Annotated in this window: 16 protein-coding genes; 7 read left to right on the plus strand and 9 right to left on the minus strand. The window is 68.7% G+C overall.

Features of this window, described 5'->3' with window-relative positions:
• Window positions 1-11: 11 nt before the first annotated feature.
• On the minus strand, window positions 12-608 hold the full coding sequence (locus ACSMXV_RS16800; protein ID WP_473178409.1) for a hypothetical protein: 597 nt from the start codon (window positions 606-608) through the stop codon (window positions 12-14).
• Window positions 609-863: 255 nt separating this feature from the next.
• On the opposite strand from ACSMXV_RS16800, the gene ACSMXV_RS16805 reads away from it, so the two are divergent.
• Window positions 864-1,643 carry an HAD-IIA family hydrolase gene (locus tag ACSMXV_RS16805; RefSeq protein WP_473178410.1) on the plus strand — a complete coding sequence of 260 codons (780 nt, stop codon included), beginning with the start codon at window positions 864-866 and terminating at the stop codon, window positions 1,641-1,643.
• 152 nt (window positions 1,644-1,795) lie between these two features.
• Here ACSMXV_RS16805 and ACSMXV_RS16810 read toward each other — a convergent pair whose 3' ends face one another.
• Window positions 1,796-2,773 (minus strand): hypothetical protein, encoded by a 978-nt coding sequence (locus ACSMXV_RS16810; protein ID WP_473178411.1) that lies wholly within the window; start codon window positions 2,771-2,773, stop codon window positions 1,796-1,798.
• 407 nt (window positions 2,774-3,180) lie between these two features.
• On the opposite strand from ACSMXV_RS16810, the gene ACSMXV_RS16815 reads away from it, so the two are divergent.
• Together ACSMXV_RS16815 and ACSMXV_RS16820 are read left to right on the plus strand one after the other, a co-directional pair.
• Window positions 3,181-4,260, plus strand: coding sequence for a Gfo/Idh/MocA family oxidoreductase (locus ACSMXV_RS16815; protein ID WP_473178412.1), 1,080 nt, complete (start codon window positions 3,181-3,183; stop codon window positions 4,258-4,260).
• Entirely contained in the window at window positions 4,257-4,766 is a 510-nt protein-coding gene (locus tag ACSMXV_RS16820; protein ID WP_473178413.1) for a heme-degrading domain-containing protein, read from the plus strand. Before ACSMXV_RS16815 ends, ACSMXV_RS16820 begins: the two co-directional genes overlap by 4 nt.
• A gap of 47 nt (window positions 4,767-4,813) precedes the next feature.
• On the opposite strand, the gene ACSMXV_RS16825 is transcribed toward ACSMXV_RS16820, so the two are convergent.
• The 5 genes from ACSMXV_RS16825 to ACSMXV_RS16845 all read right to left on the minus strand — a co-directional run bounded on the left by ACSMXV_RS16825 (window position 4,814) and on the right by ACSMXV_RS16845 (window position 8,922).
• A complete protein-coding gene (locus ACSMXV_RS16825; RefSeq protein ID WP_473178414.1) occupies window positions 4,814-5,440 on the minus strand; it encodes a Uma2 family endonuclease in 627 nt (208 codons plus the stop codon).
• A gap of 121 nt (window positions 5,441-5,561) precedes the next feature.
• Window positions 5,562-6,419 (minus strand): fumarylacetoacetate hydrolase family protein, encoded by an 858-nt coding sequence (locus ACSMXV_RS16830; RefSeq protein WP_473178415.1) that lies wholly within the window; start codon window positions 6,417-6,419, stop codon window positions 5,562-5,564.
• Between the two features lie 131 nt (window positions 6,420-6,550).
• Window positions 6,551-7,360: a YidC/Oxa1 family membrane protein insertase gene (locus ACSMXV_RS16835; RefSeq protein ID WP_473178416.1), complete on the minus strand. Its 810-nt coding sequence runs from the start codon at window positions 7,358-7,360 to the stop codon at window positions 6,551-6,553.
• Between the two features lie 271 nt (window positions 7,361-7,631).
• Window positions 7,632-7,946 carry a DUF6412 domain-containing protein gene (locus ACSMXV_RS16840; RefSeq protein WP_473178417.1) on the minus strand — a complete coding sequence of 105 codons (315 nt, stop codon included), beginning with the start codon at window positions 7,944-7,946 and terminating at the stop codon, window positions 7,632-7,634.
• A 145-nt stretch (window positions 7,947-8,091) separates the two neighbouring features.
• Window positions 8,092-8,922, minus strand: a complete 831-nt coding sequence (locus ACSMXV_RS16845) for a class E sortase (protein WP_473178969.1) — start codon at window positions 8,920-8,922, stop codon at window positions 8,092-8,094.
• Window positions 8,923-9,118: 196 nt separating this feature from the next.
• Here ACSMXV_RS16845 and ACSMXV_RS16850 point away from each other — a divergent pair, with 196 nt between their 5' ends.
• Window positions 9,119-10,159 carry an SEC-C metal-binding domain-containing protein gene (locus ACSMXV_RS16850; RefSeq protein WP_473178418.1) on the plus strand — a complete coding sequence of 347 codons (1,041 nt, stop codon included), beginning with the start codon at window positions 9,119-9,121 and terminating at the stop codon, window positions 10,157-10,159.
• Between the two features lie 228 nt (window positions 10,160-10,387).
• A complete protein-coding gene (locus tag ACSMXV_RS16855; protein WP_473178419.1) occupies window positions 10,388-13,552 on the plus strand; it encodes a DEAD/DEAH box helicase in 3,165 nt (1,054 codons plus the stop codon).
• Here the strand turns inward: ACSMXV_RS16855 and ACSMXV_RS16860 are convergent.
• Entirely contained in the window at window positions 13,549-14,193 is a 645-nt protein-coding gene (locus ACSMXV_RS16860; protein WP_473178970.1) for an ATP-binding protein, read from the minus strand. The genes ACSMXV_RS16855 and ACSMXV_RS16860 overlap by 4 nt on opposite strands.
• A gap of 228 nt (window positions 14,194-14,421) precedes the next feature.
• On the opposite strand from ACSMXV_RS16860, the gene ACSMXV_RS16865 reads away from it, so the two are divergent.
• Together ACSMXV_RS16865 and ACSMXV_RS16870 are read left to right on the plus strand one after the other, a co-directional pair.
• Complete coding sequence (locus ACSMXV_RS16865) at window positions 14,422-15,267, plus strand: helix-turn-helix domain-containing protein (RefSeq protein ID WP_473178420.1); 846 nt, start codon at window positions 14,422-14,424, stop codon at window positions 15,265-15,267.
• Entirely contained in the window at window positions 15,267-15,467 is a 201-nt protein-coding gene (locus ACSMXV_RS16870) for a DUF397 domain-containing protein (RefSeq protein ID WP_473178421.1), read from the plus strand. The genes ACSMXV_RS16865 and ACSMXV_RS16870 overlap by 1 nt, the downstream gene beginning before the upstream one ends.
• Window positions 15,468-15,491: 24 nt before the next feature.
• Here ACSMXV_RS16870 and ACSMXV_RS16875 read toward each other — a convergent pair whose 3' ends face one another.
• Window positions 15,492-16,088, minus strand: coding sequence for an SMI1/KNR4 family protein (locus ACSMXV_RS16875; RefSeq protein ID WP_473178422.1), 597 nt, complete (start codon window positions 16,086-16,088; stop codon window positions 15,492-15,494).
• Window positions 16,089-16,092: the final 4 nt, after the last annotated feature.

The raw sequence follows: 16,092 nt of genomic DNA on the forward strand, positions 1-16,092 counted from the left end.
GCGTCCCCGCCCTAGTCCGAGCGGCGGCGCCGGACGCTGCGGACCGCCACGACAACCGCCGCGACGGCGGCGAGCACCAGGCCGACCACCGCCTGCACCTTTCCGGGCCCAGCGGCTTCCTCGGTGTCCGTTTGGGCGGCCGCGAGCTGGGCCGCGGCACCGCCGCCGCCGGCGTGGACCGGCGCGGTCGGAGACGGCGGGGCGCTGGGGGCCTTCGTCGCCGCGGAGCGCTCCGCCACCGTGACAGAGCCCTTGGCCTTGTCGTCGCGTCCGTCGCAGGCGATCGTGATCTCGTACGTACCGGCGGTCACCGTCGACCTGATCGTGGTCTCGCCGTAGAGCAGGGTGCCGTCGCCGCTCGCGACGCCTTCCCGCACGGTCAGCTCGGTGTCCGCGACGAACACGGCCGAGCGGGCGACGGCCGTCTTGCCCGTGCAGCCCCGCGCCTGCAGCTCGATGTCACTTCCGGGCACCGGGCCCGCCGGGCTCACGGAGACACCCGCGGCCGAGTCGTCTGCGTGTGCCGGATGCGCCGTCCCGGCCGCTATCGGCATCGCAGCGGCAGCGACCACCGCCCCGGTACAGAGAGTGAGTCGCAGTGAGCCCATGGTGAACCTCCTGTAACAGAAGGTTCCCCTGTGCGCGCCCGCGGCGCATCCGCAGCGGGTACACGACTGCGCCGAACGAGGGGTTACGGGACGGCATCGTCCGGGGCCCGCCGCGCGTAAGCCCCGCTCACAGAACAGCGCTGCCGGACCGGCGCGACGACGCGTTCGCGCAGGGCCGACCGTCGCTCCAGCACGGTTAGGATCGTGCGAGTCGCGTCACCTCTAGAGCCCCACGTACGGCAGGAGAATGGCCCCATGGCAGAGCGCAAGCCGATCGAGTCCTGGCTGACCGACATGGATGGGGTACTGATCCACGAAGGGATACCGATCCCCGGCGCCGACGAGTTCCTCAAGCGGCTGAAGGAGTCGGGGAAACCTTTCCTCGTTCTGACCAACAACTCGATCTACACCCCCCGCGACCTGCACGCACGCCTCACCCGCATGGGCCTCGACGTGCCGGTGGAGAACATCTGGACCTCGGCCCTGGCGACGGCGCAGTTCCTCGACGACCAGCGGCCGGGCGGTACCGCCTACGTCATCGGTGAGGCCGGACTGACGACCGCCCTGCACGACATCGGCTATGTGCTGACGGACACCGAGCCCGACTTCGTGATCCTGGGCGAGACCCGGACGTACTCGTTCGAGGCGATGACCAAGGCCGTCCGGCTGATCAACAACGGCGCGCGATTCATCGCCACCAACCCCGACGAGACGGGGCCCTCGGCCGAGGGCGCGCTTCCCGCCACGGGGGCTGTCGCGGCGCTGATCACCGCGGCGACCGGCAAGAAGCCGTACTTCGTCGGCAAGCCGAACCCCCTGATGATGCGCGCGGGGCTCAACGCGATCGGGGCCCACTCGGAGACCTCGGCCATGATCGGCGACCGGATGGACACGGATGTGCTGGCGGGTCTCGAGGCCGGCATGCGGACCTTCCTCGTGATGACCGGGGTGACCCGGCCGGACGAGGTGGACCGTTATCCGTACCGGCCCTCGGAGGCCGTGGACTCGATCGCGGATCTGATCGACCTCGTGTGATCGCGGCGCGCGGCGAGTCCGCGGCGGCGAAGAAGGCCCTCCCCCCGGCCCTCCCGTATCGCGGGAGGGCCTTCTCGCTGGCCGGGCGTGCGTGCGTGCGGGTCACACGAGCACGGGAGGTCCGGCCGTGGTTCAGCGCCTGCCCATGTGGTTCAGCGCCTGCCCATCCGGATGTGGCGGACGGTGAGCACGAGTGCGGCACCGCCGACGAGGAGGGCGCCCGCGGTGAGGCCGAGGCCGATCAGGGTGTGCTGACGCCGTCCCGTCCCGGCCAGCTCGTCGTCCTTGCCCTTCTCCTTCTGCTCTCGGGCGGGGGGCGATGCGTCCGGGGTGGCCGTGCCGGGACTGGGTTCGGGGCCGGTGCTGAGGCTGGGGCTCGGGCTGGGTGTGTCGGTGGGGGCAGGGGCGATGGTGAACGGATAGTCGTTGGACTCGCCCACCCAGTCGCCGTCGTCGTCCCGGCGCTGGACGACCGCGGCGTTGGCGACGACGCTGCCGGGCTGGGCGTCCTCGGTGAAGGACAGGCGGACCCTGACGGTGACGGTCGCGCCGGGGGCGACGGTGAATCCGCCGAAGTCCTCGCCGAATACGCCGACGTTCTCGTCCTGGTCGGTACGTTCGAAGGTGACGGGCCGCAGCCGCGTACTGTCCTCGAACTCCAGCCGTACCTGCTGGGGCTGGAGCGACCGCCGCTCGTCGACGAGGACGACCACGGGGTGGATGTTGCCGCAGGCCTCGCCTGTGGTGTTGGTGAGGTCGATCAGCCATTCCTGACGGCCGCCGCCCGCCTGATAGGTGGCGGGCCCGCCGTGGACACGGGTACCGATCGGGAAGTCGCCGCTGGTCGCCGTGGCGCAGGTGGGCTGCAGGGCAGAGGAGGAGTCGGCGGGGGCGGCCATCGGCGGGGCAGCCATCGCTCGGGCCGCGGCCGCGGGAGCGCCCAACGCGGGCGCGGCCGTCGCGGGAGCGGCGGAGGTAGGGGCGGCGGAGGTGGGCGCGGCGGAGGTGGGCGCGGCGGAGGTGGGCGCGGCGGAGGTGGGCGCGATGGCGGGCGTGAACATGACCACGGTCGCGGCGATGGCAGCGGTGGCGGCACTGCGGCCGAACGCGAGGGACGTGCACAGTCGCATGGAGGGCCTTTGCTGATCGCGGGACGAGCAACGGCTGGAGTCCTGCCATTCGACCGCGGCCCGTGCACCGACACAGCCCACCAGGGCCGATCGGCCGCCAAAGTCCGCCCGATCAGCCGGAAACCAGACAAAAGCGATATCCCCCAGACACCAGAGTGGGGCGACGCGCCGCGCCCGCTGTGGGCAGTCGTTCCGCTGGGGCGATGGGGGTCCCTCCCATGCCCTTAAGGCAATGGGGGAGGGTGGGCACAGCACCACGACGGCGAGCCACTGCGGCAACTTCCCCGGCGTGAGCGGCAGTGGCCGCCAGGTGTGGTGCCTGGGCGCCGCCACCCCCGGGCGCCGGCGCACGGCCGCCCAAGGTACCGGCCACAGCCACCCCGGCCCCCAGTGCTTTAGTGGAGGACATGAATCGCACCACCTCCCCCCTCCGCGTCGGCCTCATCGGCTACGGTCTCGCGGGCTCCGTCTTCCACGCCCCGCTGATCGCCGCCACCGAGGGCCTCGCCCTCGACACGGTCGTCACCTCCAACCCGGACCGGCAGAAGCAGGCCGCGGCCGCCTTCCCCGAGGCACGCCTCGCGGACACGGCCGACGAGCTGTGGGCCCGCGCCGGCGAGCTCGATCTGATCGTGATCGCCTCGCCGAACAAGACGCACGTCCCCCTCGCGACTGCCGCTCTCGAGGCGGGCCTGCCGGTAGTCGTGGACAAGCCGGTCGCCGGTACGGCGGCCGAGGCGCGCGAGCTCGCCGCGCTCGCCGAGGGCCGCGGTCTGCTGCTGTCCGTCTTCCAGAACCGTCGCTGGGACAACGACTTCCGTACGCTCCAGCAGCTCCTGACCGACGGCGAACTCGGCGACGTATGGCGCTTCGAGTCCCGCTTCGAGCGGTGGCGGCCGCACCCCAAGGGCGGCTGGCGCGAGTCCGGTGACCCCGAAGAGATCGGAGGTCTGCTGTACGACCTGGGCAGCCATGTCGTCGACCAGGCCCTGGTGCTCTTCGGCCCTGCGGTGCAGGTCTACGCCGAGTCGGACGTGCGGCGGCCGGGCGCGGAGACCGACGACGACACGTTCATCGCGATCACGCACGCGAACGGCGTGCGGTCGCACCTGTACGTGTCCGCCACCGCGGCCCAGCTCGGCCCCCGCTTCCGGGTCCTGGGCTCCTCGGCCGGCTACGTCAAGTACGGGCTCGACCCCCAGGAGGCCGCCCTGCGCGAGGGCAAGCGCCCCGCAACGGAGGCCGAGTGGGGCGCCGAACCCCAGTCGCTATGGGGCCGCATCGGCTCCGGCGAGTCCCCGCTGACCGGCGGCGGCCGCCCCGTACCGACGCTGAACGGGGACTACCCGGCGTACTACGCGGCAGTGGCCGCCGCCCTGCGCGGCGAGGGCCCCAATCCGGTGACCGCGCACGAGGCCGCCGCGGCCCTCGACCTCCTGGAGGCGGCGCGCCGCTCGGCCCGCGACGGTGTGGCGGTGACCCTGTGACCAACGCGAGCAATCCGGGCAATCCGGGCAATTCCAGTAAGAGCAACGGCGTCCCGGACATCGCCGAGCTGGAGGACCAGGAACGCCGTCTGGTGCTGAAGCAGTTCACCCACGACGACGCGTGGGCCCTCGGCTCGCTCCTGGTGGAACTGGCCCGCTCCAGGAACGCGCCGGTCGCGATCGACATCCGCCGCGGCGGCCAGCAGCTCTTCCACGCCGCGCTGCCGGGCTCGACCCCCGACAACGACGCCTGGATCGACCGCAAGCGCCGCGTCGTGGAGCGCTACGGCTGCTCCTCCTACCTGGTCGGCTCCCGCTTCCGCGCCAAGGGCACGACCTTCGAGGACTCCTCCCGCCTCGACCCCGACGTGTACGCGGCCCACGGCGGCGCCTTCCCGATCATCGTCGAAGGCGCAGGGGTAATCGGCACGGTGGTGGTCTCAGGCCTGCCGCAGATCGAGGACCACGCGATGGTGGTGGAGGCGCTGGAACGGTTCCTGGCCTGACCGGGTGGGGACGCCTGCGGGAACGCGGTGCTGGGAGCGCCCCGGCATCAAGAAGTGCCCGCAGCCGTCCCGGCGTCGGCGGCGCCGCCCTGCTGCTCCCGCGGGAACTCGTTCGTGGCCAGCTTGATGCCGACGGGCGTGTCGGTGAGATCGATCTCGTCACCGAAGTCGAACGTCAGGTCGGCACGGTACCTACCGTCCTTGGGCCGCGTGTGGACATGGCACTCGCCGGTGTACGGGTCGGCGATCACGTACACCGGCACGCCGGCGGCGGCGTACGTCTCGAGCTTCGGGCCGTAGTCGTTGGCCGCGGTGTCCTTGGAGATCACCTCGGCCACGAACTCGACGTCCTGGTAGCGCCAGCGGCCCTTCGCATCCTTGCGGGCACCCTCCTTGAACGCGGCGACGTCGGACGCGAAGCCGTTGAGGTGGCCGGGGAAGTCGATACGGACGTCGGAGGCTGTGCGCTGCCGGGGGTAGCGGGTCCGCAGCTGCTCGACGATGTCCAGGATGATCTCCCAGTGTGTCTGGCGTTGCGGCGACATGTAGATGACCCCCTGGACGATCTCAACCTTGAATCCCTCGGGGGTCGGCTCAAGCCACTCGAACATCATGTCGAGAGTGCGCTCGTCGCTCTGCTCGGCCATCGTGGTCCTGTCGTCGAGAACCGTCACTGTGCCGCTCCTCCCCGCTGCCGCGGGGTCGCGGCCAGCCGCACAGAACAACGATACGCTCAGCACACCGGTTACGCCGGAGGTCGGCCATCCGTTCCCCTTGCCGCCAGCGCCGATGCGCCTACGCGTCCTTGAACTCCTGCCGCTGCCGCCCCAGCCCCTCGATCTCCAGCTCCACCACATCCCCCGCCCGAAGGAACGGCTTCGGCTCGGGCATCCCGAGCGCCACCCCCGCCGGCGTACCCGTGTTGATGACGTCACCCGGGTACAGCGTCATGAACTGGCTGACGTACCGGACGACTTCGGCGACCGGGAAGATCTGGTCGGACGTGTTCCCGTCCTGCTTCAGCTCACCGTTCACCCAGAGCCGCAGACCGAGCGCCTGCGGATCCGGCACCTCGTCCGCGGTCACCAGCCAGGGACCCAGCGGATTGAACGTCTCGCAGTTCTTGCCCTTGTCCCAGGTGCCGCCGCGCTCGATCTGGAACTCGCGCTCGGACACGTCGTGCGCCACCGCGTACCCCGCGACGTGCGCGAGGGCCTCCTCGTCCGACTCCAGATAGCGGGCGGTTCGCCCGATGACGACCGCCAGTTCGACCTCCCAGTCGGTCTTCACCGAGCCGCGCGGCACCAGCACGGTGTCGTACGGCCCGACGACCGTGTCGGCAGCCTTGAAGAAGACGACCGGCTCGGCGGGCGGCTCGGCACCGGTCTCGGCCGCGTGGTCGTGGTAGTTCAGCCCGATGCACACGATCTTGCCGAGGCGCCCGAGGGGCGGCCCGACCCTCAGTCCCGCGGCGTCGAGCACGGGCAGCTCGCCGGACTCGGCCGCGGACCGGACACGGCCGAGCGCTGTCTCGTCGGCCAGCAGTTCACCGTCGATGTCCTTGACGATCCCCGACAGATCCCGCAGGGTCCCGTCGGCATCGAGCAGAGCGGGGCGCTCCGCCCCCGCCGTACCGACACGCAGCAGCTTCATGCTCGTCCATCTCCCTTGAATTGCGGCCAGCTCGGCCAACGGACGGTGCCGCGCACAGTGAATCGCGCGCCTGCAGCCATCGGAGGACTGGTTGATCCTCCAATCTCCGCGTGCAGTCCGCAATACCCGGTTCACGTACTGGACCGCAACGCCTTCCCCGCGGCCCCGCCCGCTGCCCCATTCGCCGTCCCCGGCATGTCCCGGTACAGAACGGCCCGCTCGACCGCACTCCAGGTCGTGCTGGTCACCACGTACAACGCGGCCGCCAACGGCACCACCGCCACGGTGAACAGGGTCAGGAACGACATCAGCGGCATGACCTTGGTCATCGCGCCCATACCCGGGATCTGCTGTCCCGCCTGCTGCCCGTCACCCCCGGCGGCCGGCATCGGCGCACCCGCCACCGCCATCTGCCGCTTGTTCCGCCGGTAGTTGAACGTGGCCACCGCCGCGACGATCACGAAGAGCCCGACGTACACCAGGCCTTGCCCACCGAACATCCCGCCGTGCCCCAGCGCGTCCGCCCACCGGTCCCCGAGGGGTGCGGCGAGGAGCGCGTGGCCGAGCAGTGCGTTCGGTTCGCCGCCGATCGTCCGGTTGGAGAACAGGTGGTAGAGGAGGAAGAAGGCGGGCAGTTGGAACAGGCTCGGCAGACAGCCGGAGAGCGGCGACACCTTCTCCGCGGTATGCAGCTCGATGATCGCCTTCTGGAGCTTCTCGGGGTTCTTTCCGTGCTTCTTGCGGAGTTCGGCGATGCGCGGCTGGAGTTCGGCGCGCGCTCGCTGCCCGCGCGCGGCGGCCCGCGACAGGGGGTGGACGAGGAGTCGTACGAACGCCGTGAACAGGACGATCGCGGCGGCGGCCGCCGAGCCGTGGAACAGCGGATGGAGCAGGTCGGCGAGATGTTCGACGAGATCGGCGAAGACCGAGAAAACGGACATGCGGGAGCCCTCCGAGGGTCTCATCGTGCTGGGAACGGCCGGTACGGCCAGGGAGCCGGTACGGCCGGAAGGATGAGATGCCGGCATGACGACCACGTTTGCGATGCGAAGGTGTGCCCGAAGCGCCCCGAAAGCCCCGCCCCGATGGAGCTGTTGGAGCTGTACGGGTGCGGGGGCGGGTGCGGGTACAGGTCCCGCGGGTGCAGATCCCGCGAAGGCAGATCCCGCGGGTGCAGATCCCGCGAGTGCAGATCCCGCGAATGCAGGTCCCTTACGCGTACGCGGCCGTCAGAAGGGAACGGCCAGGTGCCCTGGGGCGAGGGCGCCCCGATGCGTCGGGGTCCCGCTGCGGCAGGAATGCCGTGCGGTGCTCACGGTCGCGGATGGCCGTCCGTACCCGATGGGGCGGCACGGCGGGCGCGCAGCGCGAGGCGATGAGGGAGCACGCGGCGAAGGCGGAGCCGGCCGCGGCGGTGGCGGCGAGCGCGACGGCGGCCGTGAGGCTGCCGGTGTCGGCCAGCACCGTCTCGACGAGGAGGAAGAGCAGCAGGGCGGCCGGACGAAGAGTCGACCAACTTCCGATCATGTGCGGTGCTCCTCCTCTCCCTCTCACCGTGCGTGTGCCGTACACGAGCATGCACACGCTTTCCCGCCGTTATACCGGATCCATCCCTGGTCCGGATCCATCCCTAGTACAGGATCCGTCCGGAGTCGGAGCCGTCCCAACCGGCTCACCGCGGCCGCATGGCCTGCAGTTTTCCCCACACCACAAGCCGGTATTTGGACGTGTACTCGGGAGTGCAGGTGGTGAGCGTGAGGTAGTAGCCGGGTTCGCGGTATCCGTACCCGCTCCTGACCTGGCTGCGCGGCACGCTCGCGATCACGCTGCCGTCGCGGGGCGAGGTCTGCGGCAGGGTCTTGTCGACGACGTACGTGTAGACGGCCGTCTTCGTCTCGACGCGCATTTCGTCGCCGCGCTCGAGTCGGTTGATGTAGCGGAACGGCTCGCCGTGCGTGTTGCGGTGCCCGGCGAGGGCGAAGTTCCCGGCGCGGCCGGGCTGGGCGGTGCCGGGGTAGTGGCCCGCGTACCCCTTGTTGAGGACGCCCGCCTTGCTGATCCCCTCGGCCACGGGGACGCGGAGGCCGAGGCGGGGAATGGCGAGGACGGCGTAGGCCTGGTCCCAGCGGGGTGCTGTCGAGCGGCGCGTACTCGTACCGGCACCGGCACCTGCGGACTGCGAGGGCTGCCCCGCGCCGGCGGACGCGCCGTCGTCTTCCTGCTCGCCCTCCTGCTCACCGTCGCCGACCGGTGGCTCCGCGCCGCCGTCCTCACCACCCTGCGTACCGCCGCTCCCCCAGTCCCGCTCCAGGGCCTGCACCGTGCGGTCCGCGGCCTTCTGCGCCTGCCGGTTGGTCCACCACAGTTGATGTACGACGAGGAGGAGCAGGACGAGCCCGACGGTGACGGCGACTTCGGCACCGGTCCAGAGCGCCCGGACGGCCGCCGCACGCCGACGGACCTGCCCCTGCACCACCACCGGAACCCGCGCCCGCCACCGCACCCGCACGGCCTCTCCCTCCGCCGGCCCGCACGATAAGGGCTGGGCCTTCAAGTGACCAGTGCCACGTAGGGAAGGGCTGGGAAGACGTCGGACCGCGGGTGACCACGTATGAGGCAGCGTATTGATCACGCACCACCGCCCACACTGACGCACACATGCCTCTTCACGGCCACCTGACGGCAGTACCGTGTCCCCCATGCGCCCCGACATGCCTGCCGACCTTGTCGACCACATCGCCGAAGCCGAGCGCATGGAGCGCACGGCCGGGCTCTACCCCGAGGACGCGGAGCACCTGCTGCTGCAGGCCGCGGCCCACCTCGAGCTGGCCGAGGACCGAGAACGAGCCACGACGCTCTACGACCGCCTGCTCTCGTCGTCCTCCCCCACCGCCCTGGAGAACCCCCAGTTGGTGAAGGCCCTGAAGGCCGCGAACCTCTGGGAGTACGGCCATGAGGCGGAGGCCAGGGCGATCATCGACGGCGTACGGGCCGCGGCCCCGAAGGACGCCGCGCCGTGGGTGATCGTGGCCGAGGCGCTCGAGGCGCACGACGAGCTCGAGGCGGCCCAGGAAACGTTCACTCAGGCGGTCGCCCTGCTGCTGGCCGACAAGCCGGACCCACCACAGGCCGCCCACCCGGTCCTGTTCGGCCGCCACCGGGTCCGCCGTATGCTCGGCGCCCCGCACGACGAGTGGGACACGCTGGCCGACAGCCTGCACACCTCGTCTTCCGGGGGGCAGTCCCCGGTGTCCCTGGACGAACTCCACGACCCCAAGCGCGTATGGTCCCTGGGCTCGGAGGACCCCGCGGAGCTGCGCGCGGAGATCTCGCGGCTGCGCGCGGAACTGGGCTCGTACCGCGAGGCTCTCTCGCGCCCCTTCCCGGTCGCGGTCCTCCACTGGCCGGCCCCCGAACTCACCGAACTCCTGACGGCCTACCCGGACCTGACCGCGGAGTACCCCTCCCACGAGGAACACCTCGCCACAGTCGAGTCCTCCCTCCGCGAACTCGCCGCCTCCGGCACCCCGAACCTCGGCATCGTCACAGCCACGGTCCCGTCGTACGAGGCCTTCGCCGCCTCGGAGGCGTCGTCCCCGTCGGACGCGTCGCTGCTCCCGCAGTACGCGACGACGCTGGCGGCCAGGGGGCGGGCGGTGGCTTGGCCGCCGCGGCGGGATGAGGGGTGTTGGTGTGGGTCGGGGCGGGTTTATGGGGAGTGCCACGGGATGGACGGGTAACCGGGGTTTTCCGATCCGCGGCGGATGGTCGACGCGCGTACGCACAATCCGTTCAGCGTGGGCGAGCTTCGCGGGTGGAACGGCCATCGGCCTGTTCGGAGTTCAGCTCGCGGCGTTGTCGTTGTTGTGCACCCGTCTCACTGTGCCGCGCTCAGTAGAACTCGCCTGGAATGACAGTGCCCCCTGATAGAACGTTGCCTCCACCAAGCGTTCACGGGAAGCGGGCCCATGCCTCAGATCGCCAGCGACACACCGACGCCGTCGGCCGGGCTGTACGAGGAGCTCATCACCGTTCGCCTTGAGCAGCAGCTGAAGGAGCTGGCCGGAAACGGATGGCGCCCGGTGAGTGGCTCAGTCGGGGACGAATCGGTTCCTCACGTCCTGGCACGGCATGTGGCCGGCACGGTACGGCGCGTGCTGCACGGCATTCCTGCCGAGGAGCGGGTATATGCCGCGAACCACATTCTGGATTCCATCAGCACTCTGGAGGGAGCCAGAGAATGGGTGGACCTGGTGGCCGACGGACCGCGTCAGCTCCTCGCGCTGACCCGCCAAGAGGCCCCTGGTGTCTACGCTGTTCGACCGGCGACGCCGCTCTCCGACACCGCTCTCATCACCAACTCCCCGGAAGATCCGAGCCTCGGCTTCGAGTTGCGGGCCGAGCTCGCCACAGCCGACCGCGTGGACCTGCTCTGTGCCTTTGTGAAGTGGCATGGCCTGCGCATCATCGAGCAGTCCCTCAAGGCGGCGCATGAGCGAGGGGTACCGATTCGAGTCATCACGACGACGTACATCGGGGCGACCGAGCGGCGCGCGCTCGACCGGCTCGTGAACGAGTTCAACGCCGAAGTGAAAGTGAACTACGAGACGCGGTCGACTCGACTCCACGCCAAAGCGTGGCTGTTCCGGCGAGACAGCGAATACGACACGGCATACGTCGGTAGCTCCAATCTCTCCAAGGCCGCTCTGCTGGACGGCCTGGAATGGAACGTGCGGCTGTCGTCCGTGGCAACGCCCGACGTTCTACGGAAGTTCGAAGCGACCTTCGACGCCTATTGGAACGATCCCGCCTTCGAGACATACGACCCCGATGCTGACGGGGAGCGTCTGCAAGAGGCTCTGGCCATCGCGGGCGGTACGTCCTCGGGGTCGCCCGGGGACCGCAGGATCTCGCTGTCCGGGCTGGAGGTACGGCCCTATCCCCATCAGCGCGACATGCTGGAGCGGCTTGAGGTCGAGCGGGACGTCCATGACCAGCACCGGAATCTGCTCGTAGCGGCGACCGGGACCGGAAAGACGGTAATGGCCGCGCTCGATTACAAGCAACTACGCAAGAAGCATGGTCGCGACCTGCGGTTGCTGTTCGTCGCACACCGCAGGGAGATTCTGCAGCAGTCGATGCGGACGTATCAGGACGTGTTGGTGGACGCGAACTTCGGCGAGCCACTGCATAGCGGGGAGATCCCGGAGCGCTGGACACATGTGTTCGCCAGCGTGCAGTCACTCAACGCACGAGCCCTCGACCGCCTTCACCCGGACCACTTCGACGTGATCGTGATCGACGAGTTCCACCACGGGACTTCACCGACGTATCGGAAGATCCTCGATCACTTCCATCCCACAGAACTGCTCGGGCTCACTGCGACACCCGAGCGTATGGACGGCAGGAACATCCAGGACGAATTCTTCGATGGCCGGATCGCCGCCGAGATGCGGCTGTGGGAGGCCTTGGAGAACGATCTCCTCAGCCCCTTCCACTACTTCGGCATCAGTGACAACACCGACCTGAGCGCGGTGGAGTGGAAGCGTGGGGCATACGACGCGACTGCTCTGAGCAATGTGCTGACCGGCAACGATGCACGGGCCCGGCTGGTAGTGAAGGCCGTGGAAGAGAAGATCGCCGAACCGGGCACGATGCGAGCACTGGGCTTCTGTGTTTCGGTCGCGCACGCCCACTTCATGGCCGAGTATTTCCGCGCCGCCGGACTGAACGCCGTGGCCCTGTCCGGGGAAACCCCGGCTGAACAGCGCAAGCAGGCCCTGCTCGATCTCAACAACGGCGGGCTGCAAGTGATCTTCTCTGTGGACCTCTTCAATGAGGGACTCGATATCCCAGACGTTGACACACTGCTCCTGCTACGCCCGACATCCAGCGCAACAGTATTTCTGCAACAGCTCGGCCGAGGCCTGCGCCGTAGCGAGAACAAGGCGGTTCTCACGGTGCTGGACTTCATCGGGCAACACCGCAAGGAGTTCCGTTTCGAGAACCAGTTCCGAGCTCTGACGAACCTCACGCGCAATCGGCTACTCGACAACATCAAGCATGATTTTCCGCAGCTTCCCTCGGGTTGCCAGATCATCCTCGAGGAGAAGGCCAAGAGCACGGTAATCGCCAACATCAAGGATCAGCTCGGCGTCAACGTCACCGCCCTGGCACGCGAAGTCGCGGCCTATGCCGAGCCGAAGCTCAGCAGATATCTTCACGAGAGCAGTCGGGAACTGAAAGAACTCTACCGGGGAAGCGGAAACTCGTGGACCGGACTGCTACGGCGCTCCGGCCTCTTGAAGGGCGAGGCGCCGGAGGGCGAAGCCGCGCTGCTCAAGCGCGTCCCCGCCTTCCTCCACGTGGACGACCCGCTGCGGGTTGCGGCGTACACCCGCATGCTGGAGGACGACGCTCCCGCATACGGCGAACTGGACGAACAGGGGCAGGCATACGCCCGGATGCTCTTCTTCCAGCTCTGGCCGCTCGGGGGCTCCGTCCGTAAAGGCTTCGGGGACTACGACGCCGGGTTTGCGACCTTGCGCAATCAACACGCTGTGCGGAGCGAACTGCGTCAGGTCCTGGAGTACAACCTCGCCCACACAGAACACGTCCCGATTCCTCTGCTCGGACTCGGAGGCGAGGCCGGCCTCCCGCTGACCGTGCATGCTTCCTACAGCCGCGAGGAGATTCTCCCGGCACTCGGCCAGTCGTACATCGGCGGCTTTATGCCGGGCGACTTCCGCGAGGGCGTGAAGTGGTGCGAGTCGATCCGGACCGACGCCCTGCTTATCACCCTGGACAAAGACGAGAAGGACTTCTCGCCACAGACCCGCTATCGCGACTACGCGTTGAGCGAGACGCTTTTCCACTGGGAGTCCCAGAACCAGACCTCGGACACCTCACCCACCGGACTGCGCTACCAGCGTCATGTCGCTCAGGACAGCCATGTCCTGCTCTTCGTACGACGCTACAAGAGCACCGATATCGGCGGAGCCCAGCCATGGATGCTGCTCGGCCCAGCCGAGTACGTCGAGCACAAGGGCAGCAAGCCGATGGCGATCACATGGAAGCTCAAGCACCAGATTCCGGCCGACGTGTGGACGTACTCGGCCATTGCCGCCGGCTAGTTCGATCGGCCACCGCACTCCGCCTCGAAGTGAATCTGCGCCCGATCCAATGCCTCGTCCGGATCACAGCCGTGCGCCCGTAGCCAGTGGAGTAGATCGGCGATTGCGTCGACCGCCGTCGCCTCTGCTACGACCACACTCAGCGGGCTCCGGTTGGGGCTCGCCGGGCGAGGCAGCTTTGCCGCTTCATAGAGGCTGAGCATCGCCTCGACCCGTGTCACGCGGGCGCCGCCGCTGTGGCCGTCGGGCGAGCACAGCCCGGTCGCCAGTTCGCACCAGGTCACCTTCCGGTCAGCGCGGAGTTGGACACCCCAGCGGTCGGCCACCGCGTCGACGAGCGCCATGCCTCGGCCTGACTCGGAGTCCAGGGTCGTATTGAGGAGCGTCGGCAGGGCTCGGGTGTCGGGGTCATGCACCTCGATCCGTACGTAGGTGCCGCTCATGGAGACGGCGAGGATCGCCGGGGTGCCGAGGCCGACGTGCGTGATGACGTTGGAGACTAGTTCGCTTACGCAGAGCTGGGCGGCGTCCACTGCCTCGTGGAGACCCCAGAGACCCAGGTGCGTGCGCATGATGCGGCGCAGGGCCGACACGGCCTCGGGTGCGGCCGTGAAGGCCAGTTCCCACGGCTTCCTCGACATGCACGCAGTGACGCGGTCCACGAGCCCTCCATCTACGCGACCTGTACGCCGGATTGCACTGTGCGACCGGCTCCATACTTAGAGTTGCATTGGAACTCTCGAAATGGAACTCTCATCGAGGGTCGACGGGTGCATGGTCAGGGCCCACGCGCCCCAGGCGTGCACCACCTTGCCGCGCCACCCCGGCACCCCTCACGATCTGATAGATCGCCACGAAGGGTCTTCGACATGACTGTTGGACCAACGACGCGCAGGCGCCAACTGGGCGCCGACCTGCGCCGCCTCCGGGAACGCAAAGGACTGACCCTGGAGGAGGCCGGCGCGCGCGTCGGCATCTCCAAAGCGACGCTGAGCCGCTACGAGACCAAGGAGGGATCCGTCAAGTGGCCCTCCGTCGACGCCCTTTGTCGTGAGTACGGCGCCTCGGACGAGGAGCGTGCCGCCCTCGTCGAGCTCGCGAAGGGCGCAAAGATCCAAGGGTGGTGGCGGTCACTGGCCGACCCCATCCCCGACTCCATGAACCTCATGCTCACGCTTGAGGACGAAGCCGTCCGAGAAGACCACTACGCCTCCATGTATGTCCCGGGCCTTCTTCAGACCCGTGCCTACGCGGAGGCGGTCCATCGCGCCTCCGAGATGCGCTGCCCGGAATCGGAGGTGCAGCACATGGTCGACATCCGCATGAAGCGCCAGGAACTCCTCCAGCGCGAAGGGCCTCCACACATCTGGGCTGTGATCGACGAAGCTGCACTGCGGCGGCTCGTTGGCGGGCGCGAGGTCATGCATGAGCAGCTGAGGCATCTGCTTGCTGTCGCCGAGCTGCCGCACGTCACTGTCCAGGTCCTCCCGTTCGCCACGGGTGCTCACGCGGCGGCCGTCGGAAGCTTCGTCATCCTTGGCGGCCCGGCCGCCGAACTGGACGTGGTGTACGTCGACGTTCTGGGCGGAGGCCTCTTCATGGAGAAGCCGAAGGAATTGGAGTGCTATAGGCTCGCGTTCCAGTACCTTCGCGCACAGGCCCTTGATCTTGAATCTTCCGCGGAGCTCATCCGCCGCATAGCCAAGGAGTTCTGATGCCCACGCAGCAGGAACGCGACTGGTTCAAGTCGTCATACAGCGGTGGCAGTGGTAACGAATGCGTCGAGTGCGCGCACACCGTGGACCGCACCCTCATACGCGACTCCAAGCAGGCGGCCGGCCCGGTCGTCGCCGTCCGGGCCCCGGCCTGGCGGGCCTTCCTTCAAGGCTTGGGCCAGGGCGCGCCCGGTCGCTGACCGTGCGGCGGCATGAGCCGCTGATTACCAGGGCTCCCCCGTGGAGGGGTCCAGGTCCGCATCCAACCACCGTTTTTGTTGGCGCCAGTTGATGAAGCGGTGTTCTTGCGGAAGGACGACGCTGATCGTCTCCTCCTGGAATTCCTCATCGGTGAGCAGTCTGCGCAGGAACTCCGCCATGCCGAAAGGGTGGATCTGGAAGGTCGGATCCGTGTGCCGCCCGTAGACCAGCACGGGCCATCGGTCGGGATCCTCGTCCGTGGTCAGCCAGCCGTAGATGTCGGCGCCGCTGGTGACGCCCCAGGCCAGGATGGAGTCGGGGTCCACGTCGAGGGCCGTGCCCGCTCTGCCGCCGAGCATCTTCCAGGAGCCGCGGGCGTTCAGGGTCTCGTTCCGTAGGCCGGTCCCGTCGGAATAGGCATCGGGGCGCGGAACCGGCAGCAGTATGACGATTTCCTCGCTGAGCTGCCCTGCCCCGTACGTCTCCATGAAGGCGACGTAGTCGGCCGGAAACCGGGTCCCCCAGATCTCCTTGAGCTCACTCCAATCGATCTGCTCGTCCACTCCTTGTGCCGTCGGCACGACCTGCGCCAGCGCCGCTGTCTCCACGTTTCCGCCCACTGCC

Source organism: Streptomyces sp. DSM 42067 (assembly GCF_055792885.1).

Excerpts from the sequence above, each read along its gene's own strand:
- ACSMXV_RS16800 (WP_473178409.1), bottom strand. The coding sequence starts at position 608 with ATGGGCTCACTGCGACTCACTCTCTGTACCGGGGCGGTGGTCGCTGCC.
- ACSMXV_RS16870 (WP_473178421.1), top strand. The coding sequence starts at position 15,267 with ATGCCCACGCAGCAGGAACGCGACTGGTTCAAGTCGTCATACAGCGGT.
- ACSMXV_RS16805 (WP_473178410.1), top strand. The coding sequence starts at position 864 with ATGGCAGAGCGCAAGCCGATCGAGTCCTGGCTGACCGACATGGATGGG.
- ACSMXV_RS16830 (WP_473178415.1), bottom strand. The coding sequence starts at position 6,419 with ATGAAGCTGCTGCGTGTCGGTACGGCGGGGGCGGAGCGCCCCGCTCTG.
- ACSMXV_RS16835 (WP_473178416.1), bottom strand. The coding sequence starts at position 7,360 with ATGTCCGTTTTCTCGGTCTTCGCCGATCTCGTCGAACATCTCGCCGAC.
- ACSMXV_RS16855 (WP_473178419.1), top strand. The coding sequence starts at position 10,388 with ATGCCTCAGATCGCCAGCGACACACCGACGCCGTCGGCCGGGCTGTAC.
- ACSMXV_RS16810 (WP_473178411.1), bottom strand. The coding sequence starts at position 2,773 with ATGCGACTGTGCACGTCCCTCGCGTTCGGCCGCAGTGCCGCCACCGCT.
- ACSMXV_RS16815 (WP_473178412.1), top strand. The coding sequence starts at position 3,181 with ATGAATCGCACCACCTCCCCCCTCCGCGTCGGCCTCATCGGCTACGGT.
- ACSMXV_RS16840 (WP_473178417.1), bottom strand. The coding sequence starts at position 7,946 with ATGATCGGAAGTTGGTCGACTCTTCGTCCGGCCGCCCTGCTGCTCTTC.
- ACSMXV_RS16865 (WP_473178420.1), top strand. The coding sequence starts at position 14,422 with ATGACTGTTGGACCAACGACGCGCAGGCGCCAACTGGGCGCCGACCTG.
- ACSMXV_RS16860 (WP_473178970.1), bottom strand. The coding sequence starts at position 14,193 with ATGTCGAGGAAGCCGTGGGAACTGGCCTTCACGGCCGCACCCGAGGCC.
- ACSMXV_RS16850 (WP_473178418.1), top strand. The coding sequence starts at position 9,119 with ATGCGCCCCGACATGCCTGCCGACCTTGTCGACCACATCGCCGAAGCC.